General features: G+C 30.4%; 15 protein-coding genes and 1 tRNA gene. 7 read left to right on the top strand and 9 right to left on the bottom strand.

Annotation, left to right across the window (positions count from 1 at the left end; translation table 11 throughout):
- The 3 genes from C1X07_RS06070 to C1X07_RS06060 all read left to right on the top strand — a co-directional run bounded on the left by C1X07_RS06070 (position 1) and on the right by C1X07_RS06060 (position 4001).
- Positions 1-1830, top strand: coding sequence for a M1 family metallopeptidase (locus tag C1X07_RS06070; RefSeq protein WP_103069095.1), 1830 nt, complete (start codon positions 1-3; stop codon positions 1828-1830).
- 123 nt (positions 1831-1953) lie between these two features.
- Positions 1954-2331 carry a ribonuclease P protein component gene (gene rnpA / locus C1X07_RS06065; protein ID WP_103069094.1) on the top strand — a complete coding sequence of 126 codons (378 nt, stop codon included), beginning with the start codon at positions 1954-1956 and terminating at the stop codon, positions 2329-2331.
- A gap of 47 nt (positions 2332-2378) precedes the next feature.
- Positions 2379-4001, top strand: a complete 1623-nt coding sequence (locus C1X07_RS06060) for a S41 family peptidase (RefSeq protein ID WP_103069093.1) — start codon at positions 2379-2381, stop codon at positions 3999-4001.
- A gap of 61 nt (positions 4002-4062) precedes the next feature.
- Here the strand turns inward: C1X07_RS06060 and C1X07_RS06055 are convergent, their stop codons facing one another.
- From C1X07_RS06055 to C1X07_RS06040, 4 genes are all read right to left on the bottom strand, one after another.
- The gene (locus C1X07_RS06055; RefSeq protein ID WP_206604212.1) at positions 4063-4509 is read right to left on the bottom strand and encodes a GNAT family N-acetyltransferase; all 447 of its coding nucleotides are present in this window, start codon (positions 4507-4509) and stop codon (positions 4063-4065) included.
- Between the two features lie 5 nt (positions 4510-4514).
- A complete protein-coding gene (locus C1X07_RS06050) occupies positions 4515-5426 on the bottom strand; it encodes a cation diffusion facilitator family transporter (protein ID WP_103069092.1) in 912 nt (303 codons plus the stop codon).
- Positions 5427-5429: 3 nt separating this feature from the next.
- Positions 5430-5864 carry a ribose 5-phosphate isomerase B gene (rpiB, locus tag C1X07_RS06045; RefSeq protein WP_103069601.1) on the bottom strand — a complete coding sequence of 145 codons (435 nt, stop codon included), beginning with the start codon at positions 5862-5864 and terminating at the stop codon, positions 5430-5432.
- Between the two features lie 563 nt (positions 5865-6427).
- A complete protein-coding gene (locus tag C1X07_RS06040) occupies positions 6428-6667 on the bottom strand; it encodes a putative signal transducing protein (RefSeq protein ID WP_103069091.1) in 240 nt (79 codons plus the stop codon).
- Between the two features lie 545 nt (positions 6668-7212).
- Between C1X07_RS06040 and rnr the strand changes: the two genes are divergently transcribed.
- The 3 genes from rnr (at position 7213) to C1X07_RS06020 (ending at position 10888) form a co-directional block, all read left to right on the top strand.
- Positions 7213-9411 carry a ribonuclease R gene (gene rnr, locus C1X07_RS06030; RefSeq protein ID WP_103069089.1) on the top strand — a complete coding sequence of 733 codons (2199 nt, stop codon included), beginning with the start codon at positions 7213-7215 and terminating at the stop codon, positions 9409-9411.
- Positions 9412-9478: 67 nt separating this feature from the next.
- Positions 9479-10153, top strand: coding sequence for a head GIN domain-containing protein (locus C1X07_RS06025; protein ID WP_103069088.1), 675 nt, complete (start codon positions 9479-9481; stop codon positions 10151-10153).
- Between the two features lie 39 nt (positions 10154-10192).
- A complete protein-coding gene (locus tag C1X07_RS06020; protein WP_103069087.1) occupies positions 10193-10888 on the top strand; it encodes a LysE family translocator in 696 nt (231 codons plus the stop codon).
- Positions 10889-10920: 32 nt separating this feature from the next.
- On the opposite strand, the gene C1X07_RS06015 is transcribed toward C1X07_RS06020, so the two are convergent.
- Together C1X07_RS06015 and folB are read right to left on the bottom strand one after the other, a co-directional pair.
- A tRNA-Cys gene (locus tag C1X07_RS06015) sits at positions 10921-10991 on the bottom strand.
- A gap of 97 nt (positions 10992-11088) precedes the next feature.
- A complete protein-coding gene (gene folB, locus C1X07_RS06010) occupies positions 11089-11445 on the bottom strand; it encodes a dihydroneopterin aldolase (protein ID WP_103069600.1) in 357 nt (118 codons plus the stop codon).
- A 163-nt stretch (positions 11446-11608) separates the two neighbouring features.
- Between folB and C1X07_RS06005 the strand changes: the two genes are divergently transcribed.
- Positions 11609-13651, top strand: a complete 2043-nt coding sequence (locus C1X07_RS06005) for a glutamine--tRNA ligase/YqeY domain fusion protein (RefSeq protein WP_103069086.1) — start codon at positions 11609-11611, stop codon at positions 13649-13651.
- A 72-nt stretch (positions 13652-13723) separates the two neighbouring features.
- On the opposite strand, the gene C1X07_RS06000 is transcribed toward C1X07_RS06005, so the two are convergent.
- The 3 genes from C1X07_RS06000 to gltX all read right to left on the bottom strand — a co-directional run bounded on the left by C1X07_RS06000 (position 13724) and on the right by gltX (position 17224).
- Positions 13724-14233: a hypothetical protein gene (locus C1X07_RS06000; protein WP_103069085.1), complete on the bottom strand. Its 510-nt coding sequence runs from the start codon at positions 14231-14233 to the stop codon at positions 13724-13726.
- A 293-nt stretch (positions 14234-14526) separates the two neighbouring features.
- On the bottom strand, positions 14527-15471 hold the full coding sequence (locus C1X07_RS05995; RefSeq protein ID WP_103069084.1) for an SPFH domain-containing protein: 945 nt from the start codon (positions 15469-15471) through the stop codon (positions 14527-14529).
- Between the two features lie 241 nt (positions 15472-15712).
- Positions 15713-17224, bottom strand: a complete 1512-nt coding sequence (gltX, locus tag C1X07_RS05990) for a glutamate--tRNA ligase (RefSeq protein ID WP_103069083.1) — start codon at positions 17222-17224, stop codon at positions 15713-15715.
- Between the last annotated feature and the right edge of the window lie 78 nt (positions 17225-17302).

Raw genomic sequence — 17302 nt, 5'->3', positions numbered from 1 at the left:
ATGATTAAAAAATTTGTTTTCGTTTTTTTTGTTGGGATATTTTGTGTAGTTGCGCAAAACAACACATCATATTGGCAACAACAGGTTGATTATACTATGAAAGTAGATATGAATGTTGAAAACTTTCAATATGAAGGAACACAAGAATTAGTGTATTCTAATAATTCTCCTGATACATTACATCAAGTGTTCTATCATCTACATTTCAATGCGTTTCAACCGGGAAGCGAAATGGATGTACGTTCACTTAACCTTCCTGATCCAGATCCTAGAGTGGGAAATAGAGTAAGTAAACTTACTCCAGAAGAAATAGGGTATTTAAAAGTTTCATCACTAACTCAAAATGGTAAACCTATTATGTATAAAACTGAAGGGACAGTTTTAGAAGTAACATTAGGTAAACCTATTCTGCCTGGAGAAAAAGTTACTTTTTCTATGAATTTTAATGGTCAGGTACCTCTACAAATTCGTCGTTCTGGTAGAAACAATAAAGAAGGCATAGCGTTATCAATGACACAATGGTATCCCAAAATTGCTGAATATGATTTTGAAGGATGGCATGCAGATCCTTATATAGCCAGAGAATTTCATGGAGTATGGGGAAATTTTGACGTAACACTAACGCTTGATAAAAATTACATCATTGGTGGTACAGGAACCCTACAAAATCCACAAGAAATAGGATATGGATATGAGAGTCCTGGAACTACAGTAAAGAGAAAAGGAAAAAAGCTTTCGTGGCATTTTATTGCCAAAAACGTACATGATTTTGCCTGGACTGCAGATCCTGATTATTTGCATGACGTAGTAAAAGTTCCTAATGGACCTACTTTACACTTTTTATATAAAAACAATAAAAACATTATTGATAATTGGAAAGATTTGCAGCCTAAAACTGTAGAGCTAATAAATTATTTTAGTGAAAAAATAGGAAAATACCCATATGAACAATACTCTGTTTTGCAAGGAGGTGACGGTGGTATGGAGTATGCTATGTGTACTTTGATTACTGGAGAAAGAAGTTTTGGTAGCCTAGTTGGAGTAACTGCTCATGAAATGGCTCATTCATGGTTTCAACATATTCTTGCAACCAATGAATCTAAACATGAATGGATGGATGAAGGGTTTACAAGCTATATCTCTACTTTAGCCATGAATGAAGTAATGAAACAAAATAATCCAAATTCATTAAGAGGATTATATAATGGATATTATCAACTGGCTATTTCTGGTATAGAACAGCCACAAACTACTCAGGCCGACCGTTATTCGCATAACGCAGCTTATGGTGCTTCTGCGTATTCAAAAGGGGCTGTATTTCTTTCTCAACTAGGATATGTAATAGGCGAAGACAATCTTGCGAAAACAATTAAAAGATATTTTAATGAGTGGAAATTTAAACATCCCACTCCAAATGACTTTAAAAGAGTAGCAGAAAAGGTATCCGGAATACAATTAGATTGGTATTTAACTGATTGGACACAAACAACAAACACAATTGATTATGGTATAAAAGAAGTAGTAGATAATAACAACACTACAAAAATTACTATAGAACGTATTGGATTAATGCCTATGCCTGTTGATATTTATGTAGAATATAATGATAGTACTATAGAATCATTTTACGTTCCTTTAAGACAGATGCGTGGTGAAAAAGAGAACCCAATTCCGTCAATGAAAAGAACGATCTTACCGGATTGGCCCTGGACCCACCCTACCTATTCGTTAGAAATTTCTAAACCAAAATCTGAGATAAAGTCGATTGAAATTGATATTACAAAAACTATGGCAGATATCAACCCTAGTAATAATGCTTTTTCAGAATAAACACCATAAAACCTAAGAATAAACCTTATAGAACTAAATATTAACCTTACGGTTTTTAGTAAATCTGTAAGGTTTTTTTATATATAAATCTTATTACTGATCTAATTACTACATTTAACGCCCATGAAGGCAACTTTTAATAAAAAAGAAAGATTAAAAAGTAAAACAGAAATAGATTTACTCTTTTCAGAAGGTAAATCTATTTCAAAATACCCTATTCGATTAGTCTATAGAAAATCTATTTTTGAAGAAAACATTACTGTAAAAGCAGGAGTATCTGTTAGTAAACGTAATTTTAAAAAAGCTGTAGATCGAAATCTTATTAAGAGATTATTACGAGAAAGTTATAGAAAAAATAAGTATCTTGTATCCGATACTACCCATCAATTCACTTTTATGTTCTTATATTCAGGGAAAGAAATTCCTGAATATTCATTGCTTGAATCTAAAATAAAAGGAATATTACAAAAATTTATTTCTCAAGAAATTAAAACCAGTTAATATAAAATTGATACTGTTTTTTATTTAAAATATTAAAAAATATGTCCATGAAAAAGAGAATTATCTACCCGGCTATCGCCATTTTGCTCTTGCTTTCTACAGTAAGTTTTAAATCAGATTTTTTTGAAATTGCCAAACAGATTGAAATTTTCACTACTATGTTTAAAGAATTAAACATGAACTATGTAGATGAAACCAATCCTGCAGAATTAATGGATACAGCAATTAAAGCCATGTTAGATGATTTAGATCCATATACCAAATATTGGAATGAACAGGATGTAGAAGCATCAAAAATACGTAATGCAGGAGAGTATACAGGTATAGGAGCCTCTGTAAAGACTATAAAAGACAAAATTATTATCATAGAACCTTATAAAAATTATCCCGCAGATAAAGCTGGTCTTAAAGCTGGTGATGAAATTATACAAATAGGAAATATAGTTGTTGCAGATTTTAAAGATGACGCGGGAGAGCTTCTTAAAGGAGCAAGTGGAACCAAAGTAGATATTACTTACAAAAGACAGGGGCAAACAAAAACTACAGTACTTACAAGAGAAGAAATAGAAGTAGATGCCGTTCCTTATCATACATTGTTAGAAGATAACACTGGATATATTGTATTATCAAAATTCAATAGTAAAGCTTCTAGCGAAACTATAGATGCACTAAAAGAGTTAAAGGCCAAAGGAGCTGATAAAATAATTCTGGATTTGAGAGGAAATCCAGGTGGTTTATTAAGTGAAGCTATAAATGTCACAAACATCTTTGTCCCAAAAGATGAATTGATTACGACAACAAAATCGGTAGTAAAAAAATATAATAAAGAATATTTTACAAAAAGAGATCCTATTGATATTCAAATCCCGCTAGTAGTATTGGTTAATGGTAGAAGTGCTTCTGCTAGTGAGATTGTAGCCGGTAGTATACAAGATTTAGATAGAGGAATAGTGATTGGAGCCAGAAGCTTTGGTAAAGGACTAGTACAACGACCAAAAAAGCTAACATATGGTACTCAATTAAAAATTACAATATCACGATATTATACCCCTAGTGGCAGATGCATACAAGCTCTGGATTATTGGAATCGTGATAAGGATAATAAAGCCGTGAGAATCGACGAGCAAGATTTTAAAGCTTTTAAAACCAAAAACGGTAGAACAGTATATGATGGAGGAGGTATACAACCGGATATTGAATTAGAAACATCTAAATTTAGCAAAATCACAACTGCCTTATTAAGATCAAATGCTATTTTCGAATACGGAACAAAATATTATTATTCACATCAATTAAAAAAATCAAGTGATTTTAAATTTACTAATAATGATTATGAAGATTTTAAGAGTTTTGTAAAGAAAAGTGATTTTAATTTTGAGACTAATACCGAAAAATCCTTTAAAAAAGCCCTAGAAGTGGCTAAACGAGAAAAATTAGACAATGACATTACATCTTCATACAATGAGCTTATAGCTTCTATTAATGTCTCTAAACAGAATGCTTTGGATACATATAAGAATGAAATTGTTAATTTGCTTACAGATGAGATTATTAAACGCTATTTCTATCGCGAAGGATTATATAACTATTATGTAACACATAATCCTGAAGTGACCAAAAGTCAAGAAATTCTTAATGACTCAAAAAAATATCAAAATATGTTAAAATAGAGGTACTTTCTTAATATTATAAAAGAGCTGATAGGAGATATTCTAACAGCTCTTTTATATTTTAGTCAATGATCATGTCTATATGTGGTATTCCATCTTCTAGATATTCTTCTCCTATCTTTATAAAACCATGTGATTCGTAAAAGTTTTTTAAATAGGTTTGGGCTGCTATTTTAATGTCTTTAGTTTTAAAATAGGATTCTATAGCATTGATACTTTCTTTTATTAAATCATGACCATAACCATATTTTCTTTCTTCTTCAGCTACTACTACTCTACCAATACTTGCTCTTTCAAAATATTTTCCAGCATCAAATAGTCTCGTATAAGCTATAACTCGTTCATTTTTATACCCAATCACATGAAGTGCTTTTTGATCTTTATTATCAATATCTTGATATACACAATCTTGTTCTACAACAAAGACCTCTGCTCGTAATCGTAAAATATTATAGAGTTCTTCAGTAGTAAGTTCATCAAAACTTTTTATTTCAAATTTAATATCCATATGTATTAATCTTGCACTATGATATCCTTATTATCCTTGTTATCATATTCTGGTTGAAGGGTAACATGGTTAATCCCAAATTTTTTGTAAACTATATCTTTAACAGTATCGAGGATTTCTCCAAACTCTGATATTTTTATATTGTTTTCAAAATCTATATGTGCTTCTAAATGTGTTTCTTCTTCATTAAGTTGCCATACATGAATATGATGAATACTTTTGACTTTATCTAATTTATTAATTACACTAACAATTTCTTTTACCTCAATAGTATCCGGAGTATATAGCATTAATACTCTAAAAGACCTTTTAAAAAGATCATAGCCCACAATAATCAAATAAATGGCAATTATAAAAGTTAATGCACTATCTATCCAAAATAACTTGAAAAACTTTATTATTAATCCTCCCAATAATACGGCTACAGAAGCTAACATATCAGTAAATAAATGTACATAAGCTGATCTTATATTCATATTTACCTTACTATTTCTTCTTAATAATAATACACTCAGTCCATTACCAATAATAGCTACAATAGAAAATACAATAACAAGACGCGCACTTATTTCTTGTGGGTTTTGCAATCGTTCTATAGCTTCAATAATGAGTATTATCGCAATTATTATAAGTGAAGCAGCATTTATAAACGCTGCCATGATCTCTGCCCTTTTAAACCCAAAAGTTCTTTTGATAGAAGCTTCTTTCTTTACCAATTTATTAGCAAAATAACTAACAATTAAAGAAATCACATCGCTAAAATTATGTAATGCATCTGATAATAAAGATAAACTTCCAGAAATTAATCCACCTACTATCTGAGCAACGGTAATGCCAATATTTAAAAAAATAGAATATAATAAATTACGCCCTGTAAGTTTATGGTGTGATTGATTATGAGCGTAATTTTTTGTCATATTTTAAATACACATAGGTATTTTATTTACTCTATTTAGATGTCTTCCTCCCTCAAATTTTGTAGCTAAAAATGTTTTGACCATCTCCAATGCCTGTGGAATAGATGTAAATCTTGCCGGAATACATATTACATTAGCATCATTATGCTGTCTTGTTAATTCGGTAATTTCTTTTGTCCAACAAAGACCTGCACGAACATTTTTATATTTATTTGCTGTCATAGCAACCCCATTACCACTTCCACAAATTAAAATTCCAAAATCAACTTTGGTGTTATCCACATCTTTTGCTACAGGATGCACAAAATCAGGATAATCTACACTACTATTCTCATTTGTTCCATAATTTACAACTTCAACTTTTTCAGACTCCAAATACTCTTTAATTGCAAACTTGTATTCAGTTCCAGCGTGATCGTTTCCTATAGCTATTTTCATTTCTTTTATTAATTTCATTATAAAAAGCAAAGATAATTTAATCTAAAAAAGTAAACTCCAAAAAGCCAATAATTTAACCCAATATTACCCCAATGTTAATAACTAGTAATGTTCTGTTAACACTATATGTGGATAAGTAGTTGCTAAAATTGAGGAAGTTTTTTTGGCTATATCAATTTTTATTAGAATACAGAGATGCTAAGCAGAAATCAAAATTATAACTCATGTTTTTTTGGATAAGTTTTCAGGTATTAATTTAATGTTATAAACTACGGTTTTACCATAATTATATAAAGAATCTTATGTGTTTATAACCTATTAACAACTGTTAATTAAATATAACTTTTACAAGATTTTCAAGCTATTAGGATATTAATATCTTGTTTATATGTTTATGAAAATATGCTTTTACTTAATATCCAAAAAAAATCTAAAAAAGATATACCGCTATTCACACTATATAATAATAATCATTATTTATTTTTAAATTTTAAAAAAAGAAAGGATATATATAATATATGTTGAAAACTAAAATTAAAAATAGAAAATGTAAGAATATGAATTTATACAATTCTTAAATGAGAGTTTATATTTAGATCGTTTATTATCTGAAGTACTTTTTCTTTATCCTTTTCGTGGACTTTTAAATTGATTCCCCCTAGTGCGTTTGAGTAGAAAGGAAAAACGCCAATCATTGTTTCATTTTCGAAAAAATAAGAAATCCCTTCTTGATCAAGAAGAAGTTTTAATATTGCATATTCAAATGGATAGGTGTATGTTTTAATAGTAATAAAATCTTTCATTTAACTAGTTCTTCCCTGGGTTCGAATATCAACAATATACAAAATAAGTGTAATATTCTAGATAGTAAGAACTTGAAAACAATATTGTTTTTCTTAATTTTGAAGAAATATATAGATATTTAGGAAGCTAATTTATTTGTGTAGCTTCTCTGTCAATTCTTACAGAGCTATTTATTTCTGATCCTTCTAGAGTTTCTTTTTTCTGATCAATAGTATTGTTAATATATATAGAAAAGGAGTATATACCCAAAATAAATATGAGAATGAAGAGTAAGATTATTTTATGTATTTTTTTGATTTTATACATAATGGGTCAAATACTTAACGATCAAAATTTGTTCCTAGTGTACTAAAATTAAGTAAATTTTAAGAAAAAAACTGTATTTACGATGTTTTTTTAATGTAAAGATTTGATTTTATAGAAATTAAATTTTATAAGTTTTAACTACATATATACGTAAATAAGCAACAAAACTTTAAACCTAAAACCATAGATGTTAAAAGATAAACTGTACTTTTAGCATAAATAAATAGAATCGATATTAATGAAAAGAAAGAGTAGAAGAAGAAAAAAGTCGCCCAAAATAGAGAATATCACACAAGGAATACTTAAAATATTAAAGTCCGAATCCAATAAAACTTTTAATTATAAACAGATTGCAGCAAAGTTTGGTGTAGATGATCCTAGTAGTAGAAATCAAATTATTAAGAAACTATCACAGCTTGCAGCAAAAAAACAAATTGAAGAAGTAGAAAGAGGCAAGTTTAAAATTGCACTTAATATTAATACTTATACTGGGATATTAGAAATAACATCCAAAGGAACAGGATATGTAATTGTCGAAGATCTAGAGGATGATATTTTTGTCCCTAGTAATAACCTAAACAAAGCATTACATGGTGATGAAGTAGAGGTATATATATATCGCAGAAAACGAAGAGGAAAAAGTGAAGGTGAAATTTCAAAAATAATAAGTCGCAAAAAGGATGAGTTTGTTGGGGTAATTGAAATACAAAAAAATTACGCATTTGTAAATATGCAAGATGGTAGAATGTATACCGATATTTTTATACCTAAAAATAAAATTTATGATGCCGAAGATGGGGATAAAGTGTTAGTAAAACTCGAAGATTGGCCAGAAAAGGCCGATTCACCATTTGGAAAAGTAATAAAAGTACTGGGTAAACCAGGTGAACATAATACAGAGATTCACTCTATTTTAGCACAGTATGGGTTACCTTATGAATTCCCTAAAGAAGTTGAAGAATATGCAAATACATTAGACACCTCTATACAAGAGTCTGAAATTAAGAATCGTAGAGATATGAGACAGACTCTTACCTTTACAATTGATCCAAAAGATGCTAAGGATTTTGATGATGCATTGTCTTTTGAGATTTTGGAAAATGGTAATTACGAAATTGGGATTCATATTGCAGATGTATCACATTATGTTAAACCAGGAACAAAACTTGATGATGAAGCTTATGAAAGAGCAACATCAGTATATTTGGTAGATAGGGTAGTACCAATGTTACCAGAGGTTTTATCAAATAATGCCTGTTCCTTACGACCTAATGAAGAGAAATATACGTTTTCTGCAGTATTCGAATTAAATGATAAAGCTGAAATAAAAAATCAATGGTTTGGTAGAACTGCAACTTATTCTGATGCACGATTTGCATACGAAGAAGCACAACATATTATCGAAACTAGAGAAAATGCAATTCCTGCAGATATTTCTATTACTGGTAAAGCATATAGTGCAGATCAAAATATAACAGAAGCTGTACTTAAATTAGATGAATTAGCAAAGATTATGCGATCCAGACGGATGGGCGAAGGTGCTATTTCTTTTGATAAAGTAGAAGTAAAGTTTAATCTAAACGAAAATAGCGAGCCCGTAGGAGTGTTTTTTAAGACTTCTAAAGACGCTAATAAGCTTATAGAGGAGTTTATGTTACTTGCTAATAAAAAAGTGGCAGAATTCATAGGAAAACAAACACCAAAAAAAACATTTATTTATAGAGTACATGATGAGCCTAATGATGAGAAATTAGCAGCACTACAAAATGTTATTGGAAGATTTGGGTATAAATTAGATTTAAGAGATCGTAAAACTACTACCAAATCATTAAATGGATTATTAAAAGATGTCCAAGGAAAGAAAGAACAAAATCTAGTCGATACATTAGCCATACGCAGTATGAGTAAAGCAGAGTATACAACTCATAATATTGGACATTATGGATTGGCTTTTGGGTATTATTCACATTTTACATCTCCTATTCGAAGATATCCAGATGTTATGGCACATCGTTTGCTACAACATTATTTAGATAAAGGAAAATCTGTTGCCGAAGAAGAATATGAAGAAAAATGCAATCATAGCAGCAGTATGGAGAATTTGGCGGCCAGTGCAGAAAGAGATTCTATAAAGTTTATGCAAATAAAATTTATGAAGGATCATAAAGATGAGCAGTTTCTAGGTGTAATTTCTGGAGTTACCGAATGGGGGATTTATGTAGAGATCATTAGTAATAAATGTGAAGGAATGATTCGTCTTAAAGATATAGGTGATGACCACTATGTTTTTGATCAGGATGAATATGCTGTTATTGGAGAGCAAACAAAAAAAGTATATCAGCTTGGAGATGAAGTGTATGTAAAAGTAAAAAATGCTGATCTTGTAAAAAGACACTTGGATTTTATCTTATTAGGAAATAGAGAAGAGATAGAATAAACCCTTATCAAGTGCCGTTTATAAGGATATAAAGCACAATAGAATTTTAATATTTAATAGCGGGGCAATGAAAAAAATAGTATTTCTTTTTGTATTACTTACTGTAATATTTGGACAAGCACAGGATGTTGTAACTAAAAAAGTTGGTGATTTTAGTGAGTTAAAAGTATTTGATAAAATAAAAGTGATTTTAATTCATGGTGAAGAAAATAAAGTAGAAATTTCTGGTATAAAAAGACAAAAAGTCGATGTTGTACTCAAAGGTGAGGTTTTAAAAATTAAGATGTCATTAAATAATACTTGGGATGAAAATAATACCAATGTAACTGTATATTACAGCGATCTATCAAAAATTGATGTAAATGAAGGTGCAAGAGTAACAGTCCAAGAAACACTAAAATCTTTAGACTTAGATCTTAGAGCTCAAGAAGGAGCAGAAATTATTGCAACCATAGAAAGTGATAAATTAATAGCAAGAGCGGTAACAGGTGGAGAATTAAACCTGAAAGGAAAAGTTAAAGAACAAGAAGTTACTGTAAAAGCTGGTGGACAATTTATGTCCAAAGATCTTAAAACCGAAACTACGCAAGTAAAAATTAGTGCAGGAGGAAGGGCAAACATATATGCTAGTAAATATGTAAAAGCAAATACTAATGCAGGTGGAACAATAAAAATTTATGGAAATCCAAAAGAAATGGACACTCAAAAACTTTTTGGAGGAAAAATTATTGAAGTTAACTAGTTAGTTTTTTTAACTTTGTAGCAAATAAGCTTCAACGCAATGTTTCAAGATGCTCAGGCAGCAATACCATTAGGCTTTTTATTAGCCTTTTTAATAGGTCCCGTTTTTTTTGTACTTCTGGAAACAGCGGCAATAAAAGGATTTAGAGCAGCACTAGCTGTAGATTTGGGAGTTATTTTTGCAGATGTTGTCTTTATCCTAATAGCTTATTTTAGTACCAATCAGATTTTAGAAAAAATAAAAGACGATCCTGCCTTATTTATATTTGGTGGAGTATTGTTATCTACATATGGTGTTATTTCTTTTATTCAGGAAAGAAAAAACTATAATAAACTTAGAGATACTTCAGTAGAAATTATAAATAAACATAATTACATAATGCTGTTTATCAAAGGATTCTTACTTAATTTTATAAATATTGGCGTATTAGGGTTTTGGCTTAGTATCATTATTGTTATTGGTCCTCAATTAGATATGGATACTAACAGAATAGTATATTTCTTTATTATGGTGCTGGGTACTTATCTTTTTATTGATTTAATTAAGATGTTACTCGCCAAAAGATTAAAAAGAAAGTTAACTCCCAAAAGAACATATGTTATTAAAAGGGTGATTAGTATAGTCATGATTGTATTTGGTATATTTCTAATTTTGAAAGGTCTTTTGCCAGATACTATGGAAAAAAGAATACAGGACGAAATAGAAAGAATAACACCCGAATCTAGTTTTAAATAAAAAATCCCGTACAATTTGTACAGGATTTTTAGAGGTGTCGAGCGGATTCGAACCGCTGTAGATGGTGTTGCAGACCACTGCCTAGCCACTCGGCCACGACACCCAATTTTTGATTGGAAGGCAAATGTAAAAAAATTTATGATTACTTCTTAAATCATTTTCAATTAAAACACAATTCTTATGTTTTTTTTATGATTTAGCTACCTACTCTTACTTCTGGTAATAGTCACCATTTCTACATTTCCACCTATAGGAGGATTGATTTTAGATACATTAACAATAACTTTATCAACCAGAGATATTTCATCCAATATTCTCACTAAAATGCGCTCTGCAGCGTGTTCTAGTAACTTAGAGGGAATTGCCATTTCCTCCTTTACAATATGATTAAGATGAACATAATCTACAGTCTCTGATAATCGATCAGATACAGCCGATTGAGATAAATCAGCTTTAACCTTTAAATCTACTCTATAATCAGATCCAATCTTTTTTTCTTCAATAAGGCATCCATGATAGGCATAAACCTTAATATTTTTTAATTTTATAAGTCCCACTGGATTTTTAGGCAAAGGTAAAGATAATCTTTCTTAATATAAGGGGGGACAAAGACCCTTTTCTAATGAATTAAAACATTTAAAAAAATAATTAAATTAAAGATTTTGATGCAATAGCTAAGCATCATTAGAATTCGTAATTTTGTATCTTATTACATTATACATGTCAGAAGAAAAAAAACCGCTTAATTTTATTGAGCATATTATAGAAGAAGACCTTACTACTGGGACAGATACAGAGAATTTACGTTTTCGTTTTCCTCCAGAACCTAATGGATATTTGCATATTGGGCATACTAAGGCAATAGGTATAAGTTTTGGACTCGGACTTCGGTACAATGCTCCTGTAAACTTAAGGTTTGATGATACTAATCCAGCAAAAGAAGAGCAAGAGTATGTCGATGCAATTAAGCAAGATATTAGTTGGTTAGGATATCAATGGGATAAAGAATGTTATTCTTCAGATTATTTTCAACAATTATATGATTGGACTGTTCAACTGATTAAAGATGGTAAGGCTTATGTAGATTCTCAATCTGCCGAAACCATTGCTGAGCAAAAAGGAACTACCACAGAACCTGGTACTAATAGTCCTTATAGAGATAGATCTATAGAGGAGAATTTGGAGCTATTTCAGAAAATGAAGGAAGGAGCATTTGATGAAGGTGAGCATGTGGTGAGAGCAAAAATTGATATGGCTGATCCCAATATGTTGATGAGAGATCCATTGATGTATAGGATTTTAAAAAAATCGCATCATAGAACGGGGGATACTTGGTGTATATATCCTATGTATGATTGGACACATGGCGAAAGTGATTATATAGAACATATTTCGCACTCCTTATGTTCATTAGAGTTTAAGCCACATAGAAAGCTCTATGATTGGTTTTTGGATCAAATATATACAGAAAATATACGCCCTAAACAAAGAGAATTTGCCCGACTAAATTTGAGTTATACGATTATGAGTAAGCGTAAACTACTGAAATTGGTTGAAGAAGGTATCGTTAACGGATGGGATGATCCAAGGATGCCGACTATTTCTGGATTAAGAAGACGTGGATATACTCCTACATCGATTCGAAAATTTGTGGAAACTGTTGGGGTTGCTAAGCGCGAAAATGTAATAGATGTTTCTTTGCTTGAATTTTGTATACGCGAAGATCTTAATAAAACAGCATCTAGAGTAATGGCAGTTCTGGATCCTGTTAAGCTTATCATTACCAATTATCCAGAAGGAAAAGAAGAATGGTTAGAAGCAGAAAATAATCCAGAGGATGTAACCAAAGGCTCTAGGCAAGTACCTTTTTCTGGTGAATTGTACATCGAAAGAGAGGATTTTAAGGAAGAAGCAGGGAAGAAGTTCTTTAGACTAACTTTAGGTAAAGAAGTACGTCTTAAAAACGCTTATATCATAAAAGGAGAAAGTGTAATAAAGGATGATAACGGAAGTATTACAGAAATTCATTGTACTTATGATCCAAAAAGTAGATCAGGTAGTGGTACTGAGGAATCTAAACGAAATGTAAAAGGTACATTGCATTGGGTATCTATAAAACATGCAATTTCTGCAGAAGTTAGAATTTATGATCGATTATTTAGTGATGAAGCACCAGACGGTCATAAAGATAAAGACTTCATGGAATTTTTAAATCCTAATTCTCTAAAAACTATTACTGGATATTTAGAACCAAGTCTAGCCAATGCCAATCATTTGGATCAGTTCCAGTTTCAAAGATTAGGATACTTCAATGTTGACTTGGATAGTAAAAATGACGCTTTAGTATTTAATAAAACTGTAGGTCTACGAGATACTTGGGCCAAGGTTAAACCTACTTCGGTACAAACAAATGCTCAAAAACAACCTCAAAAACAACAAAAAACTATATCTGCAATTGATGAAATAAAAAGGGCAGGGAAGAAGTATACTAACCTACCAGAAGAGAAAAGAGAAGTGCTTAAAACGAAAATCAAAGAAGCGGCTTTGGCTGTCGAGATTGATGAGTTGGTACCTCTATATGAAACTGCAGTTAAAAAAGCAGGAACTCGAATTGCTACCATAATTGCATTAGATGTTGTCTTAGAAAATAAAGATCTTACCCCAGATCAATTGGCAAAAGATTTTATAAATAAAGCAATTGAAGATAAAAACGAATTATTGCAATTAGAGGCTAAAAATATTGCCTCAAAATATGGTATATAAATTAAAAAAGACGGATAAAAACCTATAATCAATTAAGGTTTTTATCCGTCTTTTTAATTAGATTATTAGAGATTAATTATCCGCAATATGCTCATCTAAAGGGATTTCTATATCTGTTTTAAAATTAGGAAATAACTCTTTCGTTTGTGGATCATCCAACAGTTTATTAGACTCTACAAAATACCACTGTGATTTTTTCTTATTATAAAATCCAAAGAGTGAACTTTTTAATGTTATATACCTACCATTAAAATCCATTTTTACAGTGTTTTTTACTAAACAACGATATTCTCTATTTTCTTTTTTTATTTCTGTCACTTCGTTTATTTCTGAACTAAGGATTTTTATTTTTTGTGCATCCATGGTCCTGTAAATTTCATCCATAGTATCCATAAGTTGTTTTTCGCCATAAGCTTTGTAAACTTCGGGATGGGTATATTTAAGAATTATACTAATATTTCTATTTATAGAAGCTTGGGAAGTTGCTTTGGCATCTCTTAATGCAAATTCTTTTAAGGTATCTAGATTTTGAGAAAAAATACTTCCGGAAACAAAAAGGAAAACAAAAAGGAAATTTTTCATGTGGGACGATTTTTTGGTAAAGATAGGCAATTTTTATAGTATAAATTATTCTTATTGTTTTTGATAAATATATTATTATTTTTTATTAAAAACGGCTTTGTATAAAGCTGTTTAAGGCTGTTTTGAAAAAGGGTAATATGATTTAATGTTGTTTTATTAAAAACTCTAAAAAACGTTTTATTTTAAGTTTTTTAAAAAAAATGATACTTTTTTGATTTTTGTTTTAAAAAATGCTCAAATAAAAAACCCGAGTAATATTTTTACTCGGGGTTTTTAGATAAATTTTATAAATTTTAATTCTCGTCACGTTTTTTACCAATACCTTTTTTTGCGTTTTGTTTTTTCATTTCTTCTCCAATTTGGTTTGAAGCAGTAAAAGACGCAATCATATTATTTAACATATCACTTCCAGCTTGTGGAGAATTAGGAAGTAAAATTAAATTACTATTAGTTTCTTCTCCTATAGATTGTAAAGTATCATAATGTTGAGTAACTACAATTAGGGCAGAAGCTTCTTGAGAGTTTATACCTACATTGTTTAATACATCAACACTTTCTTCAAGACCACGAGCAATTTCTCTTCTTTGATCGGCAATACCTTGACCTTGTAATCTTTTACTTTCAGCTTCGGCACGAGCCTTGGCAACAATTTTAATTCTTTCAGCTTCAGCTTCATATTCGGCAGCTACTTTTTCGCGTTCAGCAGCATTAATACGATTCATAGCCTCTTTAACTTGCAAATCTGGATCAATATCAGTTACAAGAGTTTTTATAATATCATAACCATAATTTACCATTGCTTCATTAAGTTCTTGTTTCACGGCGATAGCAATATCGTCTTTACGTTCAAAAACATCATCTAGTTTCATTTTAGGAACTTCGGCCCTAACAACATCAAAAACATAGGATGTAATCTGATCATGAGGGTTTTCTAGTTTATAAAAAGCATCATATACTTTATCTTTTATTACTTGAAATTGTACAGAAATTTTAAGACGTACAAATACATCGTCTTTTGTTTTGGTCTCTACAAGAACATCTAACTGCTGAATTTTTAAATTAATACGACCGGCGATACGATCAAAAACTGGTATTTTGAAATGTAGTCCCGAATTTCTTATACTTAAAAATTTACCAAAACGTTCTACGACTGCAGAGGTTTGTTGCTTGACTGTAAATATCCCAGATATCAAAATGATAAATCCGAAAATTATTATTGGAATTAAAAATAGGCCCATTGTTTTTAGATTAAAAGATTAAAAGCTATTAGTAAATCAATGTACTAATAAATTAGAAATGATTGTTTATAATTTAAAGATTGTTGTAGTTACCTAATTATAAATATTCTATTATAAGAATAGTTAGGATTACTATCTTATTAGTGTAATAACTTAGCAATATGTTACATTAATAAAAGAAAAAACGTCACTAAGTTTTAAAACAAATTAATGACGTTTGATATATAATTTAAAAAAACGACTAGTTGCTTTCTATGGCGTTTTTAATTCTTTTTATAGTTTCTTCTTTACCTATTAGTGAAGAAATTTGAAACAAATCAGGACCTTGAAGTGAACCTACTAATGCAATACGCAAAGGCATCATAATTTTTCCAAAACCAATTTCTTTACCAGTGATCCAACCTTTTACAATTGAAGAAACATTGTCTTCCGAAAAATCACTAATATCATCTAAAATTCTGTTTAATTCGTGCATTAAATTCGGAGTGTCTTCTTTCCAGGCTTTTTTAATAGCTTTGGGATCATATTCGGTAGGGGATAAGAAGTAAAAATGACTTAGGTCCCATAGATCTTTTACAAAAACAGCCCTTTCTTTTACCGCATTAACAACGATATCAACATCTAATGTTGTTGAAATGTTTTTTTCTTTTAGTATACTTAAAAATTGTTGTGATAACAGATGATTATCGGTTTGTTGTAAATGTTGTTGTTGAAACCATTTGGTTTTTTCGGGATCAAATTTTGCACCAGCTTTATTAACACGTTTTAGATCAAACTCGTTAATTAGTTCATCCAAAGAAAACAGTTCTTGCTCTGTTCCAGGATTCCAACCAAGAAAGGCAAGCATATTAATTACGGCTTCAGGAAGATATCCATCTTCACGATATCCAGAGGAGATTTCATTAGTTTTTGGATCTGTCCAGGCCAATGGAAAAACTGGAAATCCAAGTTTATCACCATCACGTTTGCTTAGTTTTCCTTTACCAACAGGTTTTAATATCAATGGTAAATGTGAGAAACTTGGAGCTTCCCAACCTAATGAACGATATAACAATACATGCAAAGCTAAAGAAGGCAACCATTCTTCACCTCTGATTACATGTGTAATTTTCATTAAATGATCATCTACAATATTTGCAAGATGATAGGTTGGCATCCCATCACTTTTAAATAAAATTTTATCATCAAGAGTGTTGGTGTCAATTTTTATGTCTCCTCTAATTTCATCTGTAAGATGTAATATTTCATCTTGCGGAGATTTGAATCTTATTACATATGGTTCACCAGAACTAATTTTATTGGCTATATCATTTTGAGAAAGAGATAAAGAATTGTTTAGTTTTTCTCTATTGTGCCAATTATATATAAATGTTTTTCCATTGGCTTCGTGATTTTTTCTTTCTGTTTCAAGAGCTTCAGGAGTATCAAATGCATAGTATGCAAAACCACTTTTTATGAGCTGATCAGCGTATTGTTTATATAAATCCTTACGTTCACTTTGACGATATGGTCCAAATTCTCCTTCTTTTCCTGGCCCTTCATCATATGGAATTTTACACCATTCTAGAGCATCTTTTATATAGTTTTCTGCACCCGGTACATATCTGTTTTGATCAGTATCTTCTATTCTTAATACAAAAGTTCCTTTGTGTTTTTTTGCAAAAAGGTAATTGAATAATGCAGTTCTCACACCACCTATATGTAAGGGTCCGGTGGGACTAGGTGCAAATCGTACCCTAATATCCTTTGTCATGATTACGTGTTTTTAAGCTTTTATGAAGTCTTACAAATAAAAGGCAAAGATACAATCTTATATATCTTGAGAAAATGA

Origin of the sequence: Aquimarina sediminis, assembly GCF_002895435.1 — a bacterium.
Taxonomy (GTDB): domain Bacteria; phylum Bacteroidota; class Bacteroidia; order Flavobacteriales; family Flavobacteriaceae; genus Aquimarina; species Aquimarina sediminis.
This window is presented reverse-complemented; position numbering and strand designations above follow the sequence as displayed.

Coding starts and splice junctions, on each gene's coding strand:
- C1X07_RS05995 (WP_103069084.1), bottom strand. CDS start 15,471: ATGGGCCTATTTTTAATTCCAATAATAATTTTCGGATTTATCATTTTG.
- C1X07_RS06020 (WP_103069087.1), top strand. CDS start 10,193: ATGTTTCAAGATGCTCAGGCAGCAATACCATTAGGCTTTTTATTAGCC.
- C1X07_RS06055 (WP_206604212.1), bottom strand. CDS start 4,509: ATGGATATTAAATTTGAAATAAAAAGTTTTGATGAACTTACTACTGAA.
- C1X07_RS06070 (WP_103069095.1), top strand. CDS start 1: ATGATTAAAAAATTTGTTTTCGTTTTTTTTGTTGGGATATTTTGTGTA.
- C1X07_RS06005 (WP_103069086.1), top strand. CDS start 11,609: ATGTCAGAAGAAAAAAAACCGCTTAATTTTATTGAGCATATTATAGAA.
- C1X07_RS06000 (WP_103069085.1), bottom strand. CDS start 14,233: ATGAAAAATTTCCTTTTTGTTTTCCTTTTTGTTTCCGGAAGTATTTTT.
- rnr (WP_103069089.1), top strand. CDS start 7,213: ATGAAAAGAAAGAGTAGAAGAAGAAAAAAGTCGCCCAAAATAGAGAAT.
- C1X07_RS06060 (WP_103069093.1), top strand. CDS start 2,379: ATGAAAAAGAGAATTATCTACCCGGCTATCGCCATTTTGCTCTTGCTT.
- C1X07_RS06040 (WP_103069091.1), bottom strand. CDS start 6,667: ATGAAAGATTTTATTACTATTAAAACATACACCTATCCATTTGAATAT.
- C1X07_RS06050 (WP_103069092.1), bottom strand. CDS start 5,426: ATGACAAAAAATTACGCTCATAATCAATCACACCATAAACTTACAGGG.
- rnpA (WP_103069094.1), top strand. CDS start 1,954: ATGAAGGCAACTTTTAATAAAAAAGAAAGATTAAAAAGTAAAACAGAA.
- rpiB (WP_103069601.1), bottom strand. CDS start 5,864: ATGAAAATAGCTATAGGAAACGATCACGCTGGAACTGAATACAAGTTT.
- C1X07_RS06025 (WP_103069088.1), top strand. CDS start 9,479: ATGAAAAAAATAGTATTTCTTTTTGTATTACTTACTGTAATATTTGGA.
- gltX (WP_103069083.1), bottom strand. CDS start 17,224: ATGACAAAGGATATTAGGGTACGATTTGCACCTAGTCCCACCGGACCC.